The organism is Actinomyces johnsonii (genome assembly GCF_006546835.1).
In the GTDB taxonomy this organism is placed as follows: Bacteria; Actinomycetota; Actinomycetes; order Actinomycetales; family Actinomycetaceae; genus Actinomyces; species Actinomyces johnsonii.
On record NZ_VICB01000003.1, the window covers coordinates 36,500 to 54,430 of the forward strand.

Below are 17,931 nucleotides of genomic sequence, written 5' to 3' on the forward strand. Positions count from 1 at the left end.
TCGCCTATGAAGATTCTGTCGAAGTGGGTGGGTGCAGTCCGGCCCGGGCCCGGCTGGGCCGCCTACACGAGCATGGCGACGATGAACCGGGTGAGCGTGGCCATGATCCAGGCCGTGGCGAACATGTAGGTGTAGGCGATGATCGGCCACTTCCAGGTGCCGGTCTCGCGGCGCATGGCTCCTGCCGTGGCCATGCACTGGAGGGCGTAGACGAAGAACACGAGGATCGCCGCGATCGTGGCCGGGTTGAACAACATGTCGCCGGCCTTGTTGGTCAGCGTGTCCTGCTGGTAGGTCATGGTGGCCAGGTGGGCGCTGGGCTCCTCGGGGTCCTCGGCGGCGGCGATCTGGCCGAGTGTGGCCACGAAGGTCTCGCGCGCGGCCAGCGAGGAGAGCACCGCGACGTTGATGCGCCAGTCGAAGCCCAGTGGCTCGAAGACCGGTTGGACCGCCTTGCCCCCCTTGGCCGCCCAGGAGTTGTCCATCGTGTAGGAGGTCTTCTGGGCCTCCAGCAGCTTGTCCAGCTCCTCGGGGTCAGTGATGATCTCGCCATCGTCGCCCTTGACCGTGGACGACGACGGGTCATCCACGGCTGCTGCCACGGCTGCGCACTCGGCGTCAGTGGCGCAGTGGGCATTGAACTGCTCCTCGGAGCGCATAGGCACGTTGAGCAGCACCCACAGGATGATGGTGGTCAGGGTGATGATCGTGCCGGCCTTCTTCACGAAGCCCTTGCAGGCATCCCACACCATGAGCGCGACGGCGCGTGGCCGCGGCAGCCGGTAGGGCGGCATCTCCATGTAGAAGGGCAGGAGCACCCCGCCGCGGTCGGTGAGCTGTTTGACCACCCAGGCGGCCGCCATCGCCGAGACGGCCCCCAACAGGTAGAGGGCGAACATGACGGTGCCGCGTGCTCCCAGGGGCCCGATCTTCGCGTCGCCGGGCACCATGATGGAGGTGAGCAGGACGTAGACAGGCAGTCTCGCCGAGCAGGTCATGAGTGGGGCGGCCAGCATCGTGGCCACGCGGTCCTTGGCGCTGGGAAGTGTGCGGGTGGCCATGATTCCGGGGATCGCGCAGGCCAGCGAGGACAGCAGCGCCACGAAGGCCCGTCCCTCCAGCCCGGCCCGACTCATGATCTTGTCCATGAGGAAAGCCGCCCTTGACATGTACCCCACGCCCTCCAGGACGGCGATGATGAGGAACATGATGATGATCTGGGGGATGAAGGTGAGCACCGAGCCCACGCCCCCGATGAGGCCGTCGCCCAGAAGACCGGCGATGAGCGGGTGGGAGTCGTCCAGCCAGCCGTGAACCAGCTGCCCCAGCGCGCTGAATCCTCCCTCGACGGCATCCTGGAGGGGCGCGGCCCAGGTGAAGATGGCCTGGAAGAAGGCGTACATGATGGCGAAGAACACCAGGGAGCCTAGGATCGGGTGGAGGAGCACCCGGTCGATGGCAGTCGTGACGCGGTCCTGCTGGGGTGCCTCGTATGCGGCGGCGGCCAGGATCGAGTCGGCCCAGGAGGCGACTTCGCCGGGCGTCGTCGGTGGAGCCAACGGTGGGCGCTGCCAGTCGGCGACCTTGGTAAGACGCTCGCGCAGATCGGGTATGCCGATGCCCCGGTTGCCGACCACCCGCACGGCCGGAATCCCCAGGGCCTGGCCCAGGGCCGCCACGTCGAGGTGCCCGGAGCGCCGGGTGAGCTCGTCGGTCATAGTGACCACCAGGCAGGTGGGCAGGTCCAGGGCGAGGGCCTCGGCCACGAAGTTCAACCCCCGCCGCAGCGTCGTGGCATCGACGACGACCACCAGGGCATCGGGGACGGAGACGGTCTGCGAGGAGTCGGTGAGCACATCGCGCACCACCTGCTCGTCGGGGCTGATCGGGTCCAGGGAGTAGGCACCCGGCAGGTCCTCGATCGTCAGGTCGGTCTCGCCGATCCGGCACGTCCCCAGCGATCGGGTGACGGTGACACCGGGATAGTTGCCGGTCTTGGCGTGCAGGCCGGTCAGGGCGTTGTAGATGGAGGTCTTGCCGGCGTTGGGGGCCCCGGCCAGGGCGATGCGCCGGGCCCCGACCACCAGTGTCTTGGAGCTGGAGGAACCGCAGTGGCAGTCTGGGGCGCCGGGGACCTCATGGGCAGCGCAGTGGTCGCTCATAGGTGCTGTTCCTCTCCCAGAGGCTGGGCGACCGGCTCGGTGGAGGAGGTCTCCTCTTCCACCTCCGCCTCGGCCGCTGTGGCGGACTCCGCCGCGGCCGAGGCGTCGTCGTCGGTCTCGGCGATGGTTTCGACCCGGACGATGCGGGCCTCGTGGCGGCGCAGGCACAGCTCGTAGTCGGCAACGCGGTAGACCACCGGATCGCCCAGCGGGGCCCGGCGCAACGGGGTGACGACCCTTCCGGGGACGAAGCCCAGGTTGCTCAGCCGTCTGATGATGGGGGCGCTGGCCGTGTCCTCCACAAGGCCGACCACGCGGCCCGTGGCGCCCAGGCGCAGGTCGGAGAGGGAGCTTTCCGCCGGAGGTGGGGTGCCCGTGGTGCCTGTGGAAGCCGATGTGCTGTGCTGTGAGACTGCTGTCGTCATGATGTCCTCGAATATCGTCGGGGTTCCTCAGAGTCCTGTTCCGTCCTCGGTCTCGATGCGGAAGAGGCGCATCGTCTATGCCAGTCTAAGGTGAGCCTTCTCTATGTTCAGGTTTTCGTGGCGCCCCTGACACAGATCGGAACGTGTTCGCGGTGTTCGCAGCCTCGAGCCGGGCATTTTTCGCGTCGCCCAACGGAAAGACGGTAGGGCTACGCGAAAAACGCCCGGCTCGGCGAAAGGAGAATGGGCCGGCTACTCGTCGACCCGGCGGACCTCGACCAGCCAGGGGCAGCGGCGCCGCAGCAGGTGCTCGAAGCGCGCGTGCATCGTGATCTCGGCGGCGGGGCAGTCGTCGCAGGCGCCCTCCATGGAGATCTCGACGACGCCGTCGCGCACCGAGCGCACGATCAGTGAACCGCCGTGGCTGTTGACGAAGGACCCCAGCGAGCCGTCGGCGATCTGCCGCGCGGCCGCCTCCAGGGCATCGTCGGGCCCGGCGGCGTGGGCGGTCTCCCCGCCCTCCCAGGAATCCGGGGCTCCCAGGGCGTCCACCAGCGCGCTGCGCACGCGGGCGCCCTCCTGCCGCCAGCTGCGGCCGGGACCCAGGAGTGTGAGCACGGCCCCGCCGTCGACCCTCACCGAGCCCAGAGTGCCGTCGTCGATGAGCGATTGGAGCATCGCTGGCGCCTGGGCCACCTCCCCGGTGAAGGGCAGCAGGCCGTCGGGGACGACCCACCGCAGCACGTCGGGATCCGGCGTGGTCACCGGGTGCGTGGGAACGACGGGCATGACTACCGCACCTCTCCTGAACGTCCTGTTATCCGTCTGCTTACCATTGTGACCCTCATCGAGATCATATGAACAAGGTGACGAGCGCGTGAGACACCGCCGCCATGATCCAGGCCGTGGCGAACATGTAGACGAAGGCGATGATCGGCCACTTCCAGGTGCCGGTCTCGCGGCGCATGGCTCCTGCCGTGGCCATGCACTGGAGGGCGTAGACGAAGAACACGAGGACCGCGATGACGGTGGCCGGGTTGAACAGCTGGTCGCCGGCCTTGTTGGTCAGTGTGTCCTGCTGGTAGGTCATGGTGGCCAGGTGGGCGCTGGGCTCCTCAGGGTCCTCGGCGGCGGCGATCTGGCCGAGTGTGGCCACGAAGGTTTCGCGCGCGGCCAGTGAGGACAGGATGGCGACGTTGATGCGCCAGTCGAAGCCCAGCGGTTCGAAGACCGGTTGGACCGCTTTGCCCCCCTTGGCCGCCCAGGAGTTGTCCATCGTGTAGGAGGTCTTCTGGGCGTCCAGCAGTTTGCCCAGCTCCTCGGGGTCGGTGACGATCTCGCCATCGTCGCCCTTGACCGTGGATGATGCCGGGTCATCCACGGCCGCAGAGACGGCTGCACACTGGGTATCGGAGGCGCAGTAGGTCTCGAACTGGGCGTCGGAGCGCATGGGGACGTTGAGCAGCACCCACAGGATGATGGTGGTCAGGGTGATGATCGTGCCGGCCTTCTTCAAGAAGCCCTTGCAGGCATCCCACACCATGATGGCGATCGTGTGCACGCGGGGCATGCGGTAAGGCGGCATCTCCATGTAGAAGGGCAGCAGGATATGGCCGCGGTCCGTGAGCTGCTTGACCACCCACGCGGCCGCCATCGCCGAGACAGCCCCCAGTAGGTAGAGGGCGAACATGATGACGCCGCGCGCCCCGAAAGGCCCGACTCTGGCACCGCCATCGACCGTCAACGAGATCATGATGACGTAGACGGGCAGTCTCGCCGAGCAGGTCATGAGCGGGGCGCCCAGCATCGTGGCCACCCGGTCCTTGGTGGAGGGCAACGTGCGGGTCGCCATGATCCCGGGGATCGCGCAGGCCAGCGAGGACAGCAGCGCCACGAAAGCCCGTCCCTCCAATCCGGCGATGCTCATGACCTTGTCCATGAGGAAAGCTGCTCGCGACATGTACCCCACGCCCTCCAGGACGGCAATGATGAGGAACATGATGATGATCTGGGGGATGAAGGTGAGCACCGCCCCCACGCCCCCGATGAGGCCGTCACCCAGGAGCCCAGCGATGAGCGGGTGGGATGCGTCGAGCCAGTTGTGAACCATGGTTCCCAGCGCCCCGAAGCCGTCCTCGATGGCGCCCTTGAAGGGCTCGGCCCAGGTGAAGATGGCCTGGAAGAAGAGGAACATGATCGTGAAGAACACGATCGTTCCCGGGATGGGGCGCAGCAGGACCTTGTCGATCGCCGAGGTGATTTGGTCGCTCTGGGGCGGCTGGTAGTCGGCGGCCGCGAGCACCGAGTCGGCCCAGGAGGTGATCTCGTCGGGGTCGGTGGGCGGTGGCAGGGGGGTGCGCTGCCAGGTAGCCACCTGGGCGAGCTGGGCGCGCAGGTCGGGCATGCCGATGCCCCGGTGCCCGATGACTCGTACGGCCGGGACGCCCAGCGCCTGGCCCAGCGCCGCCACGTTGAGGCGGCCGGTGCGGCGGCTGAGTTCGTCGGTCATGGTGACCACCAGGCAGGTGGGCAGGTCCAGGGCGAGGGCCTCGGCGATGAAATTCATCCCCCGCTGCAGCGTCGTGGCGTCGACGACGATGACCAGGGCATCTGGGGCGCTGACCGTGGTCGAGGTCCCGGTGAGGACGTCGTGGACGATCTCCTCGTCGGGGCTGATCGGGTCCAGGGAGTAGGCGCCCGGCAGATCCTCGACCGTCAGGGTCTTGCCCCCGATCTTGCAGGTGCCTAGGGACCGCTGGACGGTGACGCCGGGATAGTTGCCGGTCTTGGCGTGCAGGCCGGTCAGGGCGTTGTAGATGGAGGTCTTGCCGGCGTTGGGGGCGCCGGCAAGGGCGATGCGCGGGGCTCCGGCCGTGAGGGTCTTGGAGCTGCCCGAGCCGTTGTGGCAGTCGGCGCCGTCATAGTGGTGATCGCCGCGGGGCGGCTGACCGGTGGCGTGCTGCATGGTGTCGTGGGTGCTCACAGGGTCCCTCCTGCTTGTGCCGTGTCCGCGGCCGCGTGCCTCCCGGCCGGTCTGGGATGAAGGATGATGCGGTTCTCGGCCTCGATGGTGGTGACCTGGATGAGTCGGGCCTCGTGGCGGCGCAGGCACAGCTCGTAGTCGGAGACACGGTAGACCACCGGGTCACCCATGGGGGCACGGCGCAGGGGCGTGGCGATTCGTCCGGGGACGAAGCCCAGGTTGCGCAGCCGCCTGATGAGGACTCCGCCGACGCCGTCATCGAGCAGCCGGATGATGCGTCCGCTGGTTCCGGGGCTGAGGTCCGACAGCGCGAACGTGGGGGTTCCGGGATCGGGAAGGCGGGCGGTACCGGCGGGGGCGCGGTGTCGTGGAACATCAAAAGCCATGGTGTCCTCAGCTCGGCATGAAGGGAACTTCGTCATTGGGAGTGTAAGGCGATGCTTCTCTACCTCGCAGGAAATCAGGACAGACTCTGTGTCAGTGTCGACAGGTCACTCCGGAGATGTTACGGGGAATGAGCAGGGAATTGGGTATGCCGTGCGCCGGAGCTCTGGTGTTCGACTATCCAGTTGTTCCGAGGTGGACGGTTGACAATGGGAGAAGACGTATAAAATACTTCATGACCATTTCCCGTCACTGCAAGATATCGCGCTTGCGGCGACGGGAAATGGTCGGTAGATGATATTTCGGAGTGGTTGTGTCGGAATATTCCGATCGGAAGTCGGGAGCTGTCTCGCCGCCCAGAGCCTTCTTTGGGATGTGTGGGGCGCTCAGGGGTATCTGGCGAGGTGGGGAGTGGTTAGCGGACGGTGGGGCTGGGCATGTTCTGGGCGCCCAGGTAGTAGACGTAGCCGAGCGGCACGACGAAGATGAAGAAGGTGATACGAACCACCCAGGCGTTGATGTTCCACTTGTCGGCAAGGCCTCCGCAAACGCCGAGCCAGACCTTGTCGTTAGAACGTGCGGGCCAATCGAAACCAGAAGAATTCTGTGCTGTCATGGCAGATATTCTGCAATGCCTGAGCCCTGATGTCACATTGTGGTTCCACCCTGAATAAATCAATGTCCAATAAGGGGGTGGCGGCGTGTCGGGCGGGTGTGGTGCGAGATTTCGACGAAAGTCGGGAGCAGAAGTGTTCTTCCGGTTTTCTACGGTTTCTATGTGGTCGACCTCGAAAAATACTCCGCATCCAATAAGCGTGATGAGGCTCTCTTTATGCTCTCGCATATTAGGTTTGCTGCGACTTACTAAAATAGATTAGGTGAGCCTATGTTTATTCGCGACGAGGGCTCACTTCCCCCGGCGGCCTGCGCTGTCATCAGGGGACTCAGCGGGGTCGGGACATGGCCACCGTGCGGGCGCGCTCGGCCCAGGCGTCGTCGAGCGGTTCGGGTTCCCAGGTGGCGCCGCTGTGCTCGACGGCCCTGGCTAGCAGCCAGTCGGCCACGGCCGGGTTCTTGGGCAGCAGGGAGCCGTGCAGGTAGGTGCCGATGACGTGGTGGACGCGCCCGCCCTCGGTGGAGTCCTTGCCGTTGTTGCCGTCGCCCACGCGCACGGTGCCGAAAGGGCGCGCGCCCGACCCCAGGGTGGTCAGGCCAGAGTGGTTCTCGTAGCCGACCACCGCGCCGAAGTCCTTGGTGTCCAGGGTGATGTTGCCGATGAGGCGGGTGTCTCCGGCCACCGTGTGGGTGTCCATGAGACTGATACCGGGAATCTCCTGGCCTTTGGCGGTGGTGAAGCCGTGTCCGAAGAGCTGGTAGAGGCCGCAGATCGCCAGCATCGGGACGCCGTCGGCCGCCCACGCCTTGAGCGCAGGTCCGACCTTGACCAGGTCCTCCTTGATGCGGTCCTGACCGGAGTCCTGGCCGCCGCCGCCCACGAGGATGTCGACGTCGCTCGGCAGCTCGTCGCCCGGATCGTAGGAGAGGAGTTCGACGTCGTAGCCCTGCCACTGGGCGCGCCGCGCCAGCACGAGCGTGTTGCCCCAGTCGCCGTAGATGTTCATGTCCCGCGGATAGAGCTGGAGCAGGCGCAGGCTGCCGCGGGCGGGGCCGTCGGTGGTGTGCTCGTAGCGCGCGGTCATGACATGACCTCCTCAACGTCTGTCATCTCGCCCAAGATCGAGCGCAGTGCCAGCATGGCGGTGTAGGTGGTGAAGATCCGCATCGGGCGGTCGGTGTCGGCGGCGACCCTGCGCATGAGGGCCACAGCTTTGCGTAGGTCGGGCTCGACGTCGGTGACTTCGACGTCGTCGTAGCGCAGCCGCAGCGCCATGTCCCAGGCGCGTACGCCGGTGACGACGGCGACCCCGCCGGGGCGCAGGGCGGCGAAATCGACGTCCCACAGCCAGGACATGTCCCGTCCGTCGGCGTACTCGTCGTTGATGGCCACGACCACGACCTCACCGGACTGCGCCTGGGCGGCCGCTGAAAGCAGGCCCATGCGGAAGCCGGCCGGGTTTTTGACCAGGGAGAGCTGGACGGGGCGGCCATCCAGGGTGAGGACCTCGCCGCGGCCGAAGGCGGCCTGTACGGTGCCCAGGGTGGCGAGCAGTCCGGGCAGGTCGGCGTCCTCGCCCAGCACCTCCAGGACCACCCCGAGGGCGGCGCAGGCGTTGAGTAGGTTGTGGACGCCAGGAATGGCGAAGTCGACCTCGTGGGAGGCTCCATCGACGCGCACGGTAGCGCGCTGACCGTCAATGGCCTCCAGAGTGACGCGCGGGCCGGGGATTTGGGATTCGTCCTGGTGCGCCCGGGGGCCGGTCTGGCCGGTGCGCAGATCGTCGTCGGACAGGAACAGGGAGCGCAGGTCCTCGCCGGTGCCGAAGGAGACGACGCGGGCGGAGACGCCCTCGAGGAATGCGGGCGCGGCCAGGCGCGGGTCGTCGCCGTTGAGGACGACGACGTCGCTGGTGGCCTTGGCGATGGAGTGCAGGAGGGAGGCCGTGTAGTCGATCTCGCCGAAGCGGTCGAGCTGATCGCGCATGACGTTGAGCAGCAGGCAGGCGCGCGGGCGGACCCTGGCCACGAAGTGCACGGCGTGGGCCTCGTCGAGCTCGAGGACCGCGATGTCGGCGTCGAGGCGGCCGGCGGCGTCGACCTCGGTCAGCAGGGAGGCGAGCACGCCGCGCACGAAGTTCGAGCCGGTCCGGTTGGTGAAGACCTTGAGGCCCTGCTCGCGCAGGAGCTGGACGACCATCTTGGTGGTCGTGGTCTTGCCGTTGGTGCCCGAGACCACGATGACGCCGCGGGGCAGGCGGCTCAGCGTGCGCTCCAGGAAACCGGGGTCGGTGCGCTCCATGACCAGGCCGGGGAAAGCGGTGCCGCCGCTGCCGCCGCCGCGCAGACGCGCCGCCAGCCGCGCCGCGTGGCCGAGGGTGACCGTGAGTCGAGAACGCATGGGACTCCTGCCGACTGAAGAGGGGCGCGCCAGGGGCGCGGACGGGGCGTTGGTGCTCATATGGGCACCAACTGCGCGCCAGTCTAGGGCAGCAGATCGGTTACGGACGCGTCACGATGCTCACGTGGAAGGTGTGAGGGATCAGGGGACACCCCGCGTGCTCGTGCGGGTTTGGAAGGGGGCGGGTGGGCCGCAGGCCGGAGCGGGCCCGGGGTGGCTCACCGGGGGACGATGACGTGCAGGGCGGCCTGATCGACCTCGGCCCGCAGGGTGCGGGTAGAGCCGGCCGTGTCTCCGTCGAGCTCGAAGGGGACGGGACGGTCGGCCTCGATAAGGACCGTCCTGGCGCGGGTGAGAGTGAAGCCCTCCATCTCCTGGCCGGTGAGGATCTGCGCGCCCAGGCGCGCCCAGTCCACGACCTTGCCGGGGTTGGCCAGGAGCAGGTCGACCATGCCGTCGGTGGGGGTGGCCCGAGGGAAGAGTGTCATGCCGGCGGTGATGGTGCCGACGTTGCCCATGAGCGCCATGACCATCTGGCGGCGTACGGGGGGCGCGTCGTCGAGCGTGATGGTGGCGGTGAAGGGATCGGGGACCGCGTTCTGGACAGCGGCCACCGCGTAGGCGCCCGAGCGGATGACCTTCTTCAGGCCCGAGTCGGTGGACTCCATGATTTGGGCGTCCAGGCCCATGCCGGCCATGACGACGAAGCGCTCCTGGCCGTCGTCGAAGGTGCAGGTGACCATGTCGATGGCCTTCCGGCTGCCGTGCAGGGCCAGACGGATGGCGGCGTCGGTGTCCAGGGGGACGGAGAGGTTGCGGGCCAGCAGGTTGCCGGTGCCGGCGGGGATGAGGGCCATGGGCATGTCGGTGCCGGCGAGCTGGGAGGAGACGGCACGCACGGTGCCGTCGCCGCCGGCCACCATGACCAGGTCGACGCCGGCCTCTAGGGCTCGGCGGGCCATGGAGCGGCCGGGGTCGTCAGGTGTGGTCTCCAACCAGACGGTGGGGCGCCATCCGGAGGCGCGCACCTCCGCGGCGACCCTGCGGCGCAGGAGCGAGAGGTCGTCGAACTTGGTGGGGTTGTAGATGACGGCGGCCCGCTTCTCGCTGCTGGAGCGCGATAGGCGGCGGTTGACCCAGCTGGTGAGGATCGCGTCGATGCCACCGACCCACAGGGCCAGGTTCGCGAAGGCGGCGCCCAGGAGGAATCCACCGATGAGGTCACTGAGCGTGGCCTGCCCCATATACCACTGGCCGACGGCGCTCGCGGCGACGGCGGCGTAGCCCAGGACGGTGCCGGTGGCGACCATGGCGCTGCGGTGGTGGGCGCGCGCGAGGGTCACCAGGACCCATGAGGCCAGCGTTATGGCGGTGATGTGCGCGTTGGGGTAGGAGTAGGTGAAGGCGGCGATGGAGTCGGAGAAGGCGGAGCCTGGGGCGGGGTGAGCCAGGTGCAGGGCGATGAGGAACTGGGTGGGAATGCCGGCGGCGGCGATGGCCAGTGAGACGCTCAGACGGCGCATGCGGGCCGTGTAGGCGTAGACGACCCAGGCCGCGATGAGCCCGAGGATGATGATGGGGTGGGTGAAGGTGGCGAAGGCCTCTGCGAACTGTCCGGCGACTGACCGGGGCTGGGTGTCGGGGATCGGCAGGAGTGCGTCGATGGCGGGAGGGTGCTGTTCGGCGCAGGGGACGAGCCGCCCCGGGGCGCTCAGGTAGGTCCAGACGATGAAGGCCAGGGCGAATCCGACGCAGAGGATGGCCTCGACATACTTCAGGCGCAATGGGGGGCGAGAAGAGGGGGCGCTGCCACGTGCGGGCCTGCTCGCGCTCATCTCGCCCTTTCTGCTGGGTGATCGTTCTGAAGGCAGCCTAGTCGGTGAGGCTGTGGACGGCATATGTCCGGGCTGAGGAAACGAGTCGGGCGGGGCGCGCGAGGTGGGGTGGACGGAACGGAGCAGACGTGCCCGAAGCCTGCTGCCGAGGTCACGATGGACGGGGGAGAGGTGAGTGGGCTGGGAGGGGTGTTTCGGATGCGCGACGGATGCTCGAGTTCGGTGAGTTGAGGTGATGCGATGTGAACGGAGTGCGACTTTCTCGATCACTCGTGTGTGATGTCTGATGAATGCGGTGGGGTGCGTGTGCGGATGAATGGATAGCTCGGGCATCAATCCCCTGCGGGGCGGCGGGGGAATGGGTACATTGTGCTGGTTGGTTGTGGGCGCCTCTCGGCGCTCGTTCCCCGATCTACCTCGAAGGACGTATGTCATGCGACAGCAGATTCGGTTCCTCACCCATGCCCTTGGCCGTCGTGAAACGATCAAGTACCTGTCGATCGCGGCTGTTGGTGCGGCTATCGCTCCTCTAACCGGCTGCTCCGGATCCACTTTAGCGTTCAAGAAGTTCGCCGCCGGGACCTGGGAGATCAACATTCCTCAGGACTCGCACGAACGAAAAATCACCCTGACGATTGAGGAAGGGGGAACTTGGAAGGCTGATGTGACCGGCAAGGTGAATAAAAAGGAACCTGCAAGGACCGAGAAGGCTAACGGTACCTGGAAGCTGGCGGGTACTAACCTATCCATCACTGAGGAGAGCGATCGGGTGCTCGTGCTGGTCTCAGATGGTAAAGGTACTGTCTCGTCGATTCCGGAGACGGTTGACCAGGAGAAGATGCCATCCTCTATTCAGTGGGCCTTTGAGAACGGTGGTCTTGATGTACCTGTGGTGTGGGATAAAGATTCCCAAACTCTTACTCTGACGGGACAGGATCCGTATGACAACCCGCTGCCTATTATTGCCGTGAAGAAGAAGTGATCGGCCGACTATCGGTGGCAGTTCCGTCTCATCGCGGATGACTTCAGACGTGTGCCCCGTCCGCTCCTATGGGCGGGCGGGGCACACGTCGTGAGATACGCGAATCGATGACCCAGTGGAGGCGAACGAGGCGCTCCGGCCTGAGATTCGGAAGAGATTTCTCCTGCAACGGCTTGAACGGCATCAGGCCTGCTGGCGATTATCGAAACGCAGAGCGGCGGCCTGGCCCATCTCCTCGGCCAGTCGGGATTGAGCGTCGACTCAATAGTCGGGGTACTCGGCCTGGCGGCCTCTTACCCCCTCCTCTTCGAAGGCCTCATGAGCAAGCTCATGGGCCTTCTCATCGTCGCCCTCTCCCTACCCCACTCAAAACAATGGGAGGCGTGTTGGCGGTATGTGATGGGCGTCGTTGACCTTGCGGTAGTGCCGACGGGGCGCGGCTCTTCACCGGCGGAGGAACCTGGCAGTTCGCTAGACGTGGCTGGCAGAACGGACACTGAGCAAGGCAACCGGGCGAGCGCCTCCGCAGAAGCCGCAAGTGCGATCCACCCAGCCCGAGCAGCACAGGACACACAGCAGCACACGGCCACCCAACCGCGGCGGATCAACCGCTACCTGCGTCCGCAGCTGGTGGAAGAGATGGTGGCGCTGCACCAGGCGGGGCAGACGGTGGCGCAGATCGCCACACGCTTCGGCTTCCATCGCACCACGGTGGCGCGGCACCTCAAGCAGGCAGGGGAGACGCTGCGCACCGACCCAGCCGACCCCGTCTTCCAAGAGCGGGTGCGGGAGGCCTACGCCGAACTCGGAACGGTCAAACACACCGCCCAAAAGCTGGGCGTTAGTAAGGATACGGTAAGGAAGGTGGTGCGGGGTGAGTGAGCCGACGCCGAATATGGCATATAGATCAGCGCGAGCCATCGTATCGAAGTATCTGGAAGATCGGAAACGACCGTATAGTGTCATTAATCAGATAAAACAGATACTTCTACAGGCGCTTTCAAGTGCAGTTAATCGATGCGATCAACGTCGAAAAAACATTCCTATCCATCTCTCTCCGGATACCCATGCCTCCGCCAATACCGATAGACAAACGCCCCACTATCTGGATCGAGACACAAGAAATCTCTGCGGACATTGAACGTGCATGTGGCATGTGGCGCAGAGACAGCATGATCGGCCAAAGACGATGCCGTCGAGCGAGCTGGCGTTGGCAGGTGGATTGGCCAGTTGGGGCCATAGAGTGACGCCGTACTCTTGATCTCACGCAAGAAGGATTCTGTGCCGCCAGGCGCTTCTGCGCCAAGTGCAGAGAATTTGTTCCATGGCATGCATCGCTGTGGATTATTTTTGTGCGCGCAGTCTGAAAATATCGTATCTACCGTCTGCGACACTATTTCCTTTCGTTTCGCGATATTATCAATTCTCCCGACAAGTGACCCATCGTAGTTGCCACGAAGCAGTGAGATTCTCGTATAGCCAGTATCATAGACAATCGTTGCGTTGTGTGTGACGACCGATGCGACACGACGCTCGAATAGCCCGCGCATTGCGTCGTGTGGCTGCAGTGCTGGCAAACTATAAACGATGAAGCAATACCAGAGAATGAGACAGTCGATGATGATGGTTGAAACTTTGGTGATGCGAGACCAGGAGGGAGATGGGGAATGTGGGAAACTCATACTTAATTATGATAATACCACAATCATTCGCCTCATGTCGACCCAAATATGCTGTCATCTGACAACTACTACCACGTTTCCTACCGGTAGCAGCCCGTCGAAAAAACGTTAAACTCCTGTGCCTTCCCGCTCCTTGCGGCATCTTTCTGGCCTTTGTATACACCATAATAGTAAGCCTCGTCAAAATCGTAATAGTCGTAGATAATGAAGCAATCATCAGACGTACGGTACATAGTGAACTGACCCAAAGATAAGTATACGTCATAGCCGTTGGCAAGCGATCCTAGTGCATCTATATTCTTGAATCCTCCGACAGGGATACTGTAGGCTGTAAGGCGAAGCATGGGCAAATCTTTGAAGAATGCCCAGTCGATACGAGCATCTACTCCTGGGGAAGAGTCTTCTTTATGGTAGTGGCTGTATAATGAAGAAAACATCGACATCTTGTCGGCATTAGATGCATCCCAGATGTTCGGCCAAGTTCGTGGGCCTAGCGGCTTAACTCCAGCTGTAGGACTTGTTCCATCAGGAGAGTTGCAATCCGGAATAGCCCCAATGGCGGTTCCTTCAGTAAGGTAGACTCCGGATACCCATGTATGGTCCGTGGTGTAGTACCACATGGAATCGCTGCGGGTTGTATCCTGAGGGTTTTCAACCAGCGATCCTGTCGTATAGCACTTAAGAGTCAAAGCGGACCCGGGGGAATAAGTCGTGATAATCTCATGCTGTGCAGTCGGACCTATTCTTCCGTTAACGTAATCGACGCCAGGGGCGCTGATTACGGTGGTTGGGAAGTCTCGTTGAAAGTAGTTCTCTGGCGTCGGGGCGGGGCCCGAGTGTGGCATCGTGTCCTGATCGCCGCCCGGACATACCTCAGTCACTGGCTGGTCGCTACCGGTGTACACCATTGCATCGCTGATGTAGTTGGTAGTCCCGATGTCATTTACGCTGCCTGGCACGCTATACCAGATACGTGAAGAACCATAGGGACCCTCCGCTTCATCACCCCGCACCCAGCAACCGAGCTTTACGGTGGAACCTGCGGGTATCGTCCCTTTCACGGCGAATTGGGGGCTTGGGCCAACTCGAAGGTTCGCGTAATCCCAGCCAGGAGCCGAAAACACCGTCGCAGTGAATTCGTCCGCACTTGCTGTCGGCGTCGCAAACACCGCTCCAGCGATCACCAGTAGCACGCTCATGCAGAGCGTCATCAGTCGTTTCATCTTGCTCGCCTTGCTCATCGTGATCCTCCTCGGGGTTGAGGGCGATGGAGCTGTTGACTCCAGCAGACGTCCTTGCCTGCTCTTTGAGGCTATACCGCCTGAGCGGTCGGTAGTGGTGTACGTCACGAAGTGTGATGAAACCGTAACAACTCGTGTGATTGCAGCCAATGCTGATGAGTGAACGTTGGAGGAACGGCGCAAAAGCCGCCCTGGGAGCTGGCGACTGTGGGGTCCATTCTCCCAGGGCGAGTCGATGTGGTGAGCATGCTTAAGCGCTGACCGCGTGTAGCTGTCCGCACCTGCGCCGCAGTAGTGGATGGTCAGATCGCAGTGACCACCAGTTCCATGCGGCACCACCCTGAACTGCCGCATGTAGCCGTCACTCGAGGCCCACTAAGTGGGGGTGGGTGACAGGTGCCGGTGAAGGCGCTACCCCTGGGGCTGAGCCCGATCCAAGTGCGCGCTGAGGTGGACCGGAGGAGCACAGTGGCACGATGCAGGATGTTGATTGCTCAACGTGTTCTGTCAGCGGCGCTGTACTGCTCTGTTACTCGTATCCGTCGGCGTTCCTCCGAGTGCTCACCCCATGCGATCCAATACGTCTGCTCGTGATTCCTAACCATTACGGTAATTACTTCGGGCGGCCTGTAGCTCACCCCAATCGTTTTCAAGCGTGGTGGCTGTCGGCCTAGTGCCTAGAGTAACCAATGGCTGTGAATGACTATCAATATAGCGGCAAGAGTCCCTAAATACTCGACTGACCACCTCAATTACTTCTGGCAACGAATCCGCTTTGACTTTCGAAAGGCAGTTCAGACGTACGTTGGGCTGGTATCGCAGTGTCACTCCAGCAAAGACTTCCGTCTCAACAAACACCTCGCACCATGAACGAATGAGGCTGTAACCCCTCTGAACAAGCTCATTGCGCTCGTCGCTGTCCTTTGATGACTTTGCTTTCTGCACGACCGAGTTGATTAGCTTTGTAATTTTCGAAATAGAGTCCCATTGAGGGTGACTCCCTCGCATAATGAAGCCCTTTCCGTTTTCGTCCGAAATCTGGAAGTATGTGCACGTCCGTTTCGCGTCCTCGATGATTTGCAGGAGCGTTGTCGTGAAGAAGATATCGTGAGTAAACACGATGACCTGCGCTGTTTCAGACAAAGCTGCTACTCGTTCTGCGACTTCGCCAACCCTGCGGTGATCAAGGCTCGAAACGGGGTCGTCAAAAATTACGGGCGCCGTCACTCCAGAAAGTCGGGCTTCGGCAAGAAAATCTGCCATAGCGAGTACTTTCTGCTCACCTTCGGAGAATACTGTCGAAGGCTTGTAGTTATCGACTAATAGCCTATTTCGCTGTGCGCGCCCTTGTCGTCCAATGTGATTTACCTTCACTTCTGGGGCGCGGAGTGCTCGACATTCTTCCGAAAATAGAGCGTCAAAATTGTTGTCGACAATTTGCTTGTTTGCTTGCTTGGAGCAGTTCGTCAGTCTGCGGATAAGGCTAGGAAACTGTTTGTTGCAGGTTTTTAGCCCAGCAACCCACTGAGCCTTGTTGACAAACTCTTCGATACTGGCCCACGACTTGGCAAGCTCAACCGCCGCAACAAGTTCAGAAAGGCGATGCTTCTCTTCTTGCAGCGTCTCGGAGCGATTTGCGTCTTGATCCTGGAGTTGTTCACGTTCTTGTGTTACGTTCTCGAATTCAGTTTTCAGATCTATACCATCAACACTTACGGTGTTGATCACCGACAGCACTAGTTGTTCAGAAGCGGAAAGAGTCTCGGCTGCTACTTCAAGCGCATTCATAATCCGCTCGAGCTTAGCATAATAGGCAGGTTTGTCGTCGGAGTCGGCATGTTCCTGTATAAGCGCTTTGGCATCAGAGAGTTGTGTCGACGTTACTCTCCCAACGAGCTCCTTGAGTCGTTCTTTGCTGCTATTGATGTCCGCAGAGATCTTATCTTCCAGGAGTTCGGCATACTTCTCGATGAGCGTACGAGCTGCATCCTGCAATGGTTGCCGGCAATACAGGCAGCGCCCGGTATCGTACGCCGAATTTGCATCGAGATGCTGGCGATATCTCTCGGCAGACTCGATGAACATCATCCAAGTATCATCTGGAGTCATCGGCAAGTCAGCTTCTTTAAACAGTGCAACGCGGAACAGTCGATAGTTCTCTTCGAGTTGCTTAAGTTTCTGGCGCTCTTGCTCGTATGTATCGACGTCAAAGTCTTCTATCGCACGGGTGGCTTCACAGGCTTGGCTTAATGCTTGTTCAGTGCGCTGCAGCTCTCGAATCCTGATTTTGATAGTATTGGATTCCAGCTCGGCCACCCTCGTACTTTGCGATTCGATACGGGTGTTAACCTCTGGGTCGGTGACTGCCATTGATTTTAGGTGCGCTAGGTCTGTGGCAGCACTAAGTGAAACGATATGCTGATATACACTAGTGTTTTTGTCGAACCGAGACAGGATGTCAGGCGGCACCGCTGAGGGTGTCCCAGCCTCCCTCTTTGCAGCTTCCTGCACGGACTTGACACCCGTCGTGACATGTTCAAACAAGGCCAATACGGCAGGTGTGTAGGTGTAGTCTAAGTCATCATCGACATGGAGTTTGACAGCACGACTGTCAAATATTGACATCCTTGTGAAGGGCGGCACGCCTTTTTCTCCGTGCCATTCATGACACTGCTCATCATTATCGCCAAGTCTGTACTTGATGGTGGCTGACATTGCCTCAGGCTGAGTGTGTGCGATGTTCCCGAGAATCTCTTTGTCGACTGTGCGGCTGTCCGCAAGCGCCTTAAAGATTCGCGAGTATCCTGTCTTACCCGTTCCGTTCTCGCCAAACAAGATAGTGAGGTGAGGATCCGGCTTGATAACGTTGCCTGTACCCAGTGCGTTGACGCCAATGACGTCAGACAATGATGTTATTGTCAGTGGGGCGATTGTCTCTGTGTCGGCGTTGGAGGCGATAAGCAGTGGCTCATCCGGGAGTGTTCGTTCTTCAAGTCCGTTCTCCTGCAAGAAAAGTTTGTACGCGGTAGCTATACTTTTGCCGTTAAGCGGCGCCTTGTTGTCGATGACATTTCGTACGATGTAGCGCGCCCATTCTGGCGCTATGTTTGCCCACTCGACCAGGAGGTCGCGCGGGTTTTTGCTGGATGAGATGTTATCGCGTTTCGGGCTCATTGTAGTGCTTTCGTTAAGCATAGTATGCTGAGTTCTGGTTATATGAT

At 62.2% G+C, this 17,931-nt stretch carries 13 protein-coding genes; 2 read left to right on the top strand and 11 right to left on the bottom strand.

The features are described 5' to 3' along the window. Positions 1–62: 62 nt before the first annotated feature. The 9 genes from feoB (FK256_RS00855) to FK256_RS00895 form a co-directional block, all read right to left on the bottom strand. Positions 63–2,162, bottom strand: a complete 2,100-nt coding sequence (gene feoB, locus FK256_RS00855) for a ferrous iron transporter B (RefSeq protein ID WP_141423355.1) — start codon at positions 2,160–2,162, stop codon at positions 63–65. After that, positions 2,159–2,587, bottom strand: a complete 429-nt coding sequence (locus FK256_RS00860; RefSeq protein ID WP_039892342.1) for a FeoA family protein — start codon at positions 2,585–2,587, stop codon at positions 2,159–2,161. The genes feoB (FK256_RS00855) and FK256_RS00860 overlap by 4 nt, the downstream gene beginning before the upstream one ends. A gap of 252 nt (positions 2,588–2,839) precedes the next feature. Further along, positions 2,840–3,376: a NifU family protein gene (locus FK256_RS00865; protein ID WP_021610129.1), complete on the bottom strand. Its 537-nt coding sequence runs from the start codon at positions 3,374–3,376 to the stop codon at positions 2,840–2,842. Between the two features lie 64 nt (positions 3,377–3,440). Beyond that, positions 3,441–5,570 (bottom strand): ferrous iron transporter B, encoded by a 2,130-nt coding sequence (gene feoB, locus FK256_RS00870; protein ID WP_141423356.1) that lies wholly within the window; start codon positions 5,568–5,570, stop codon positions 3,441–3,443. Next, positions 5,567–5,956 (bottom strand): FeoA family protein, encoded by a 390-nt coding sequence (locus FK256_RS00875; RefSeq protein WP_141423357.1) that lies wholly within the window; start codon positions 5,954–5,956, stop codon positions 5,567–5,569. The genes feoB (FK256_RS00870) and FK256_RS00875 overlap by 4 nt, the downstream gene beginning before the upstream one ends. A gap of 413 nt (positions 5,957–6,369) precedes the next feature. Then, positions 6,370–6,570: a PspC domain-containing protein gene (locus tag FK256_RS00880; RefSeq protein ID WP_009233793.1), complete on the bottom strand. Its 201-nt coding sequence runs from the start codon at positions 6,568–6,570 to the stop codon at positions 6,370–6,372. 328 nt (positions 6,571–6,898) lie between these two features. Further along, a complete protein-coding gene (locus FK256_RS00885; protein ID WP_141423358.1) occupies positions 6,899–7,654 on the bottom strand; it encodes a type 1 glutamine amidotransferase in 756 nt (251 codons plus the stop codon). After that, the gene (locus FK256_RS00890) at positions 7,651–8,970 is read right to left on the bottom strand and encodes a Mur ligase family protein (protein ID WP_021604736.1); all 1,320 of its coding nucleotides are present in this window, start codon (positions 8,968–8,970) and stop codon (positions 7,651–7,653) included. Before FK256_RS00890 ends, FK256_RS00885 begins: the two co-directional genes overlap by 4 nt. 218 nt (positions 8,971–9,188) lie before the next feature. Further along, positions 9,189–10,805 carry a bifunctional phosphatase PAP2/diacylglycerol kinase family protein gene (locus FK256_RS00895; protein WP_141423359.1) on the bottom strand — a complete coding sequence of 539 codons (1,617 nt, stop codon included), beginning with the start codon at positions 10,803–10,805 and terminating at the stop codon, positions 9,189–9,191. Positions 10,806–11,238: 433 nt separating this feature from the next. Here FK256_RS00895 and FK256_RS00900 point away from each other — a divergent pair, with 433 nt between their 5' ends. Together FK256_RS00900 and FK256_RS00905 are read left to right on the top strand one after the other, a co-directional pair. Beyond that, a complete protein-coding gene (locus FK256_RS00900) occupies positions 11,239–11,787 on the top strand; it encodes a hypothetical protein (protein ID WP_141423360.1) in 549 nt (182 codons plus the stop codon). 318 nt (positions 11,788–12,105) lie between these two features. Then, positions 12,106–12,669, top strand: coding sequence for a helix-turn-helix domain-containing protein (locus FK256_RS00905; RefSeq protein WP_211343502.1), 564 nt, complete (start codon positions 12,106–12,108; stop codon positions 12,667–12,669). 880 nt (positions 12,670–13,549) lie between these two features. On the opposite strand, the gene FK256_RS00910 is transcribed toward FK256_RS00905, so the two are convergent. After that, positions 13,550–14,710: a hypothetical protein gene (locus FK256_RS00910; RefSeq protein WP_141423361.1), complete on the bottom strand. Its 1,161-nt coding sequence runs from the start codon at positions 14,708–14,710 to the stop codon at positions 13,550–13,552. Between the two features lie 597 nt (positions 14,711–15,307). After that, positions 15,308–17,884, bottom strand: a complete 2,577-nt coding sequence (locus FK256_RS00915; RefSeq protein ID WP_141423362.1) for an AAA family ATPase — start codon at positions 17,882–17,884, stop codon at positions 15,308–15,310. Positions 17,885–17,931 lie beyond the last annotated feature (47 nt).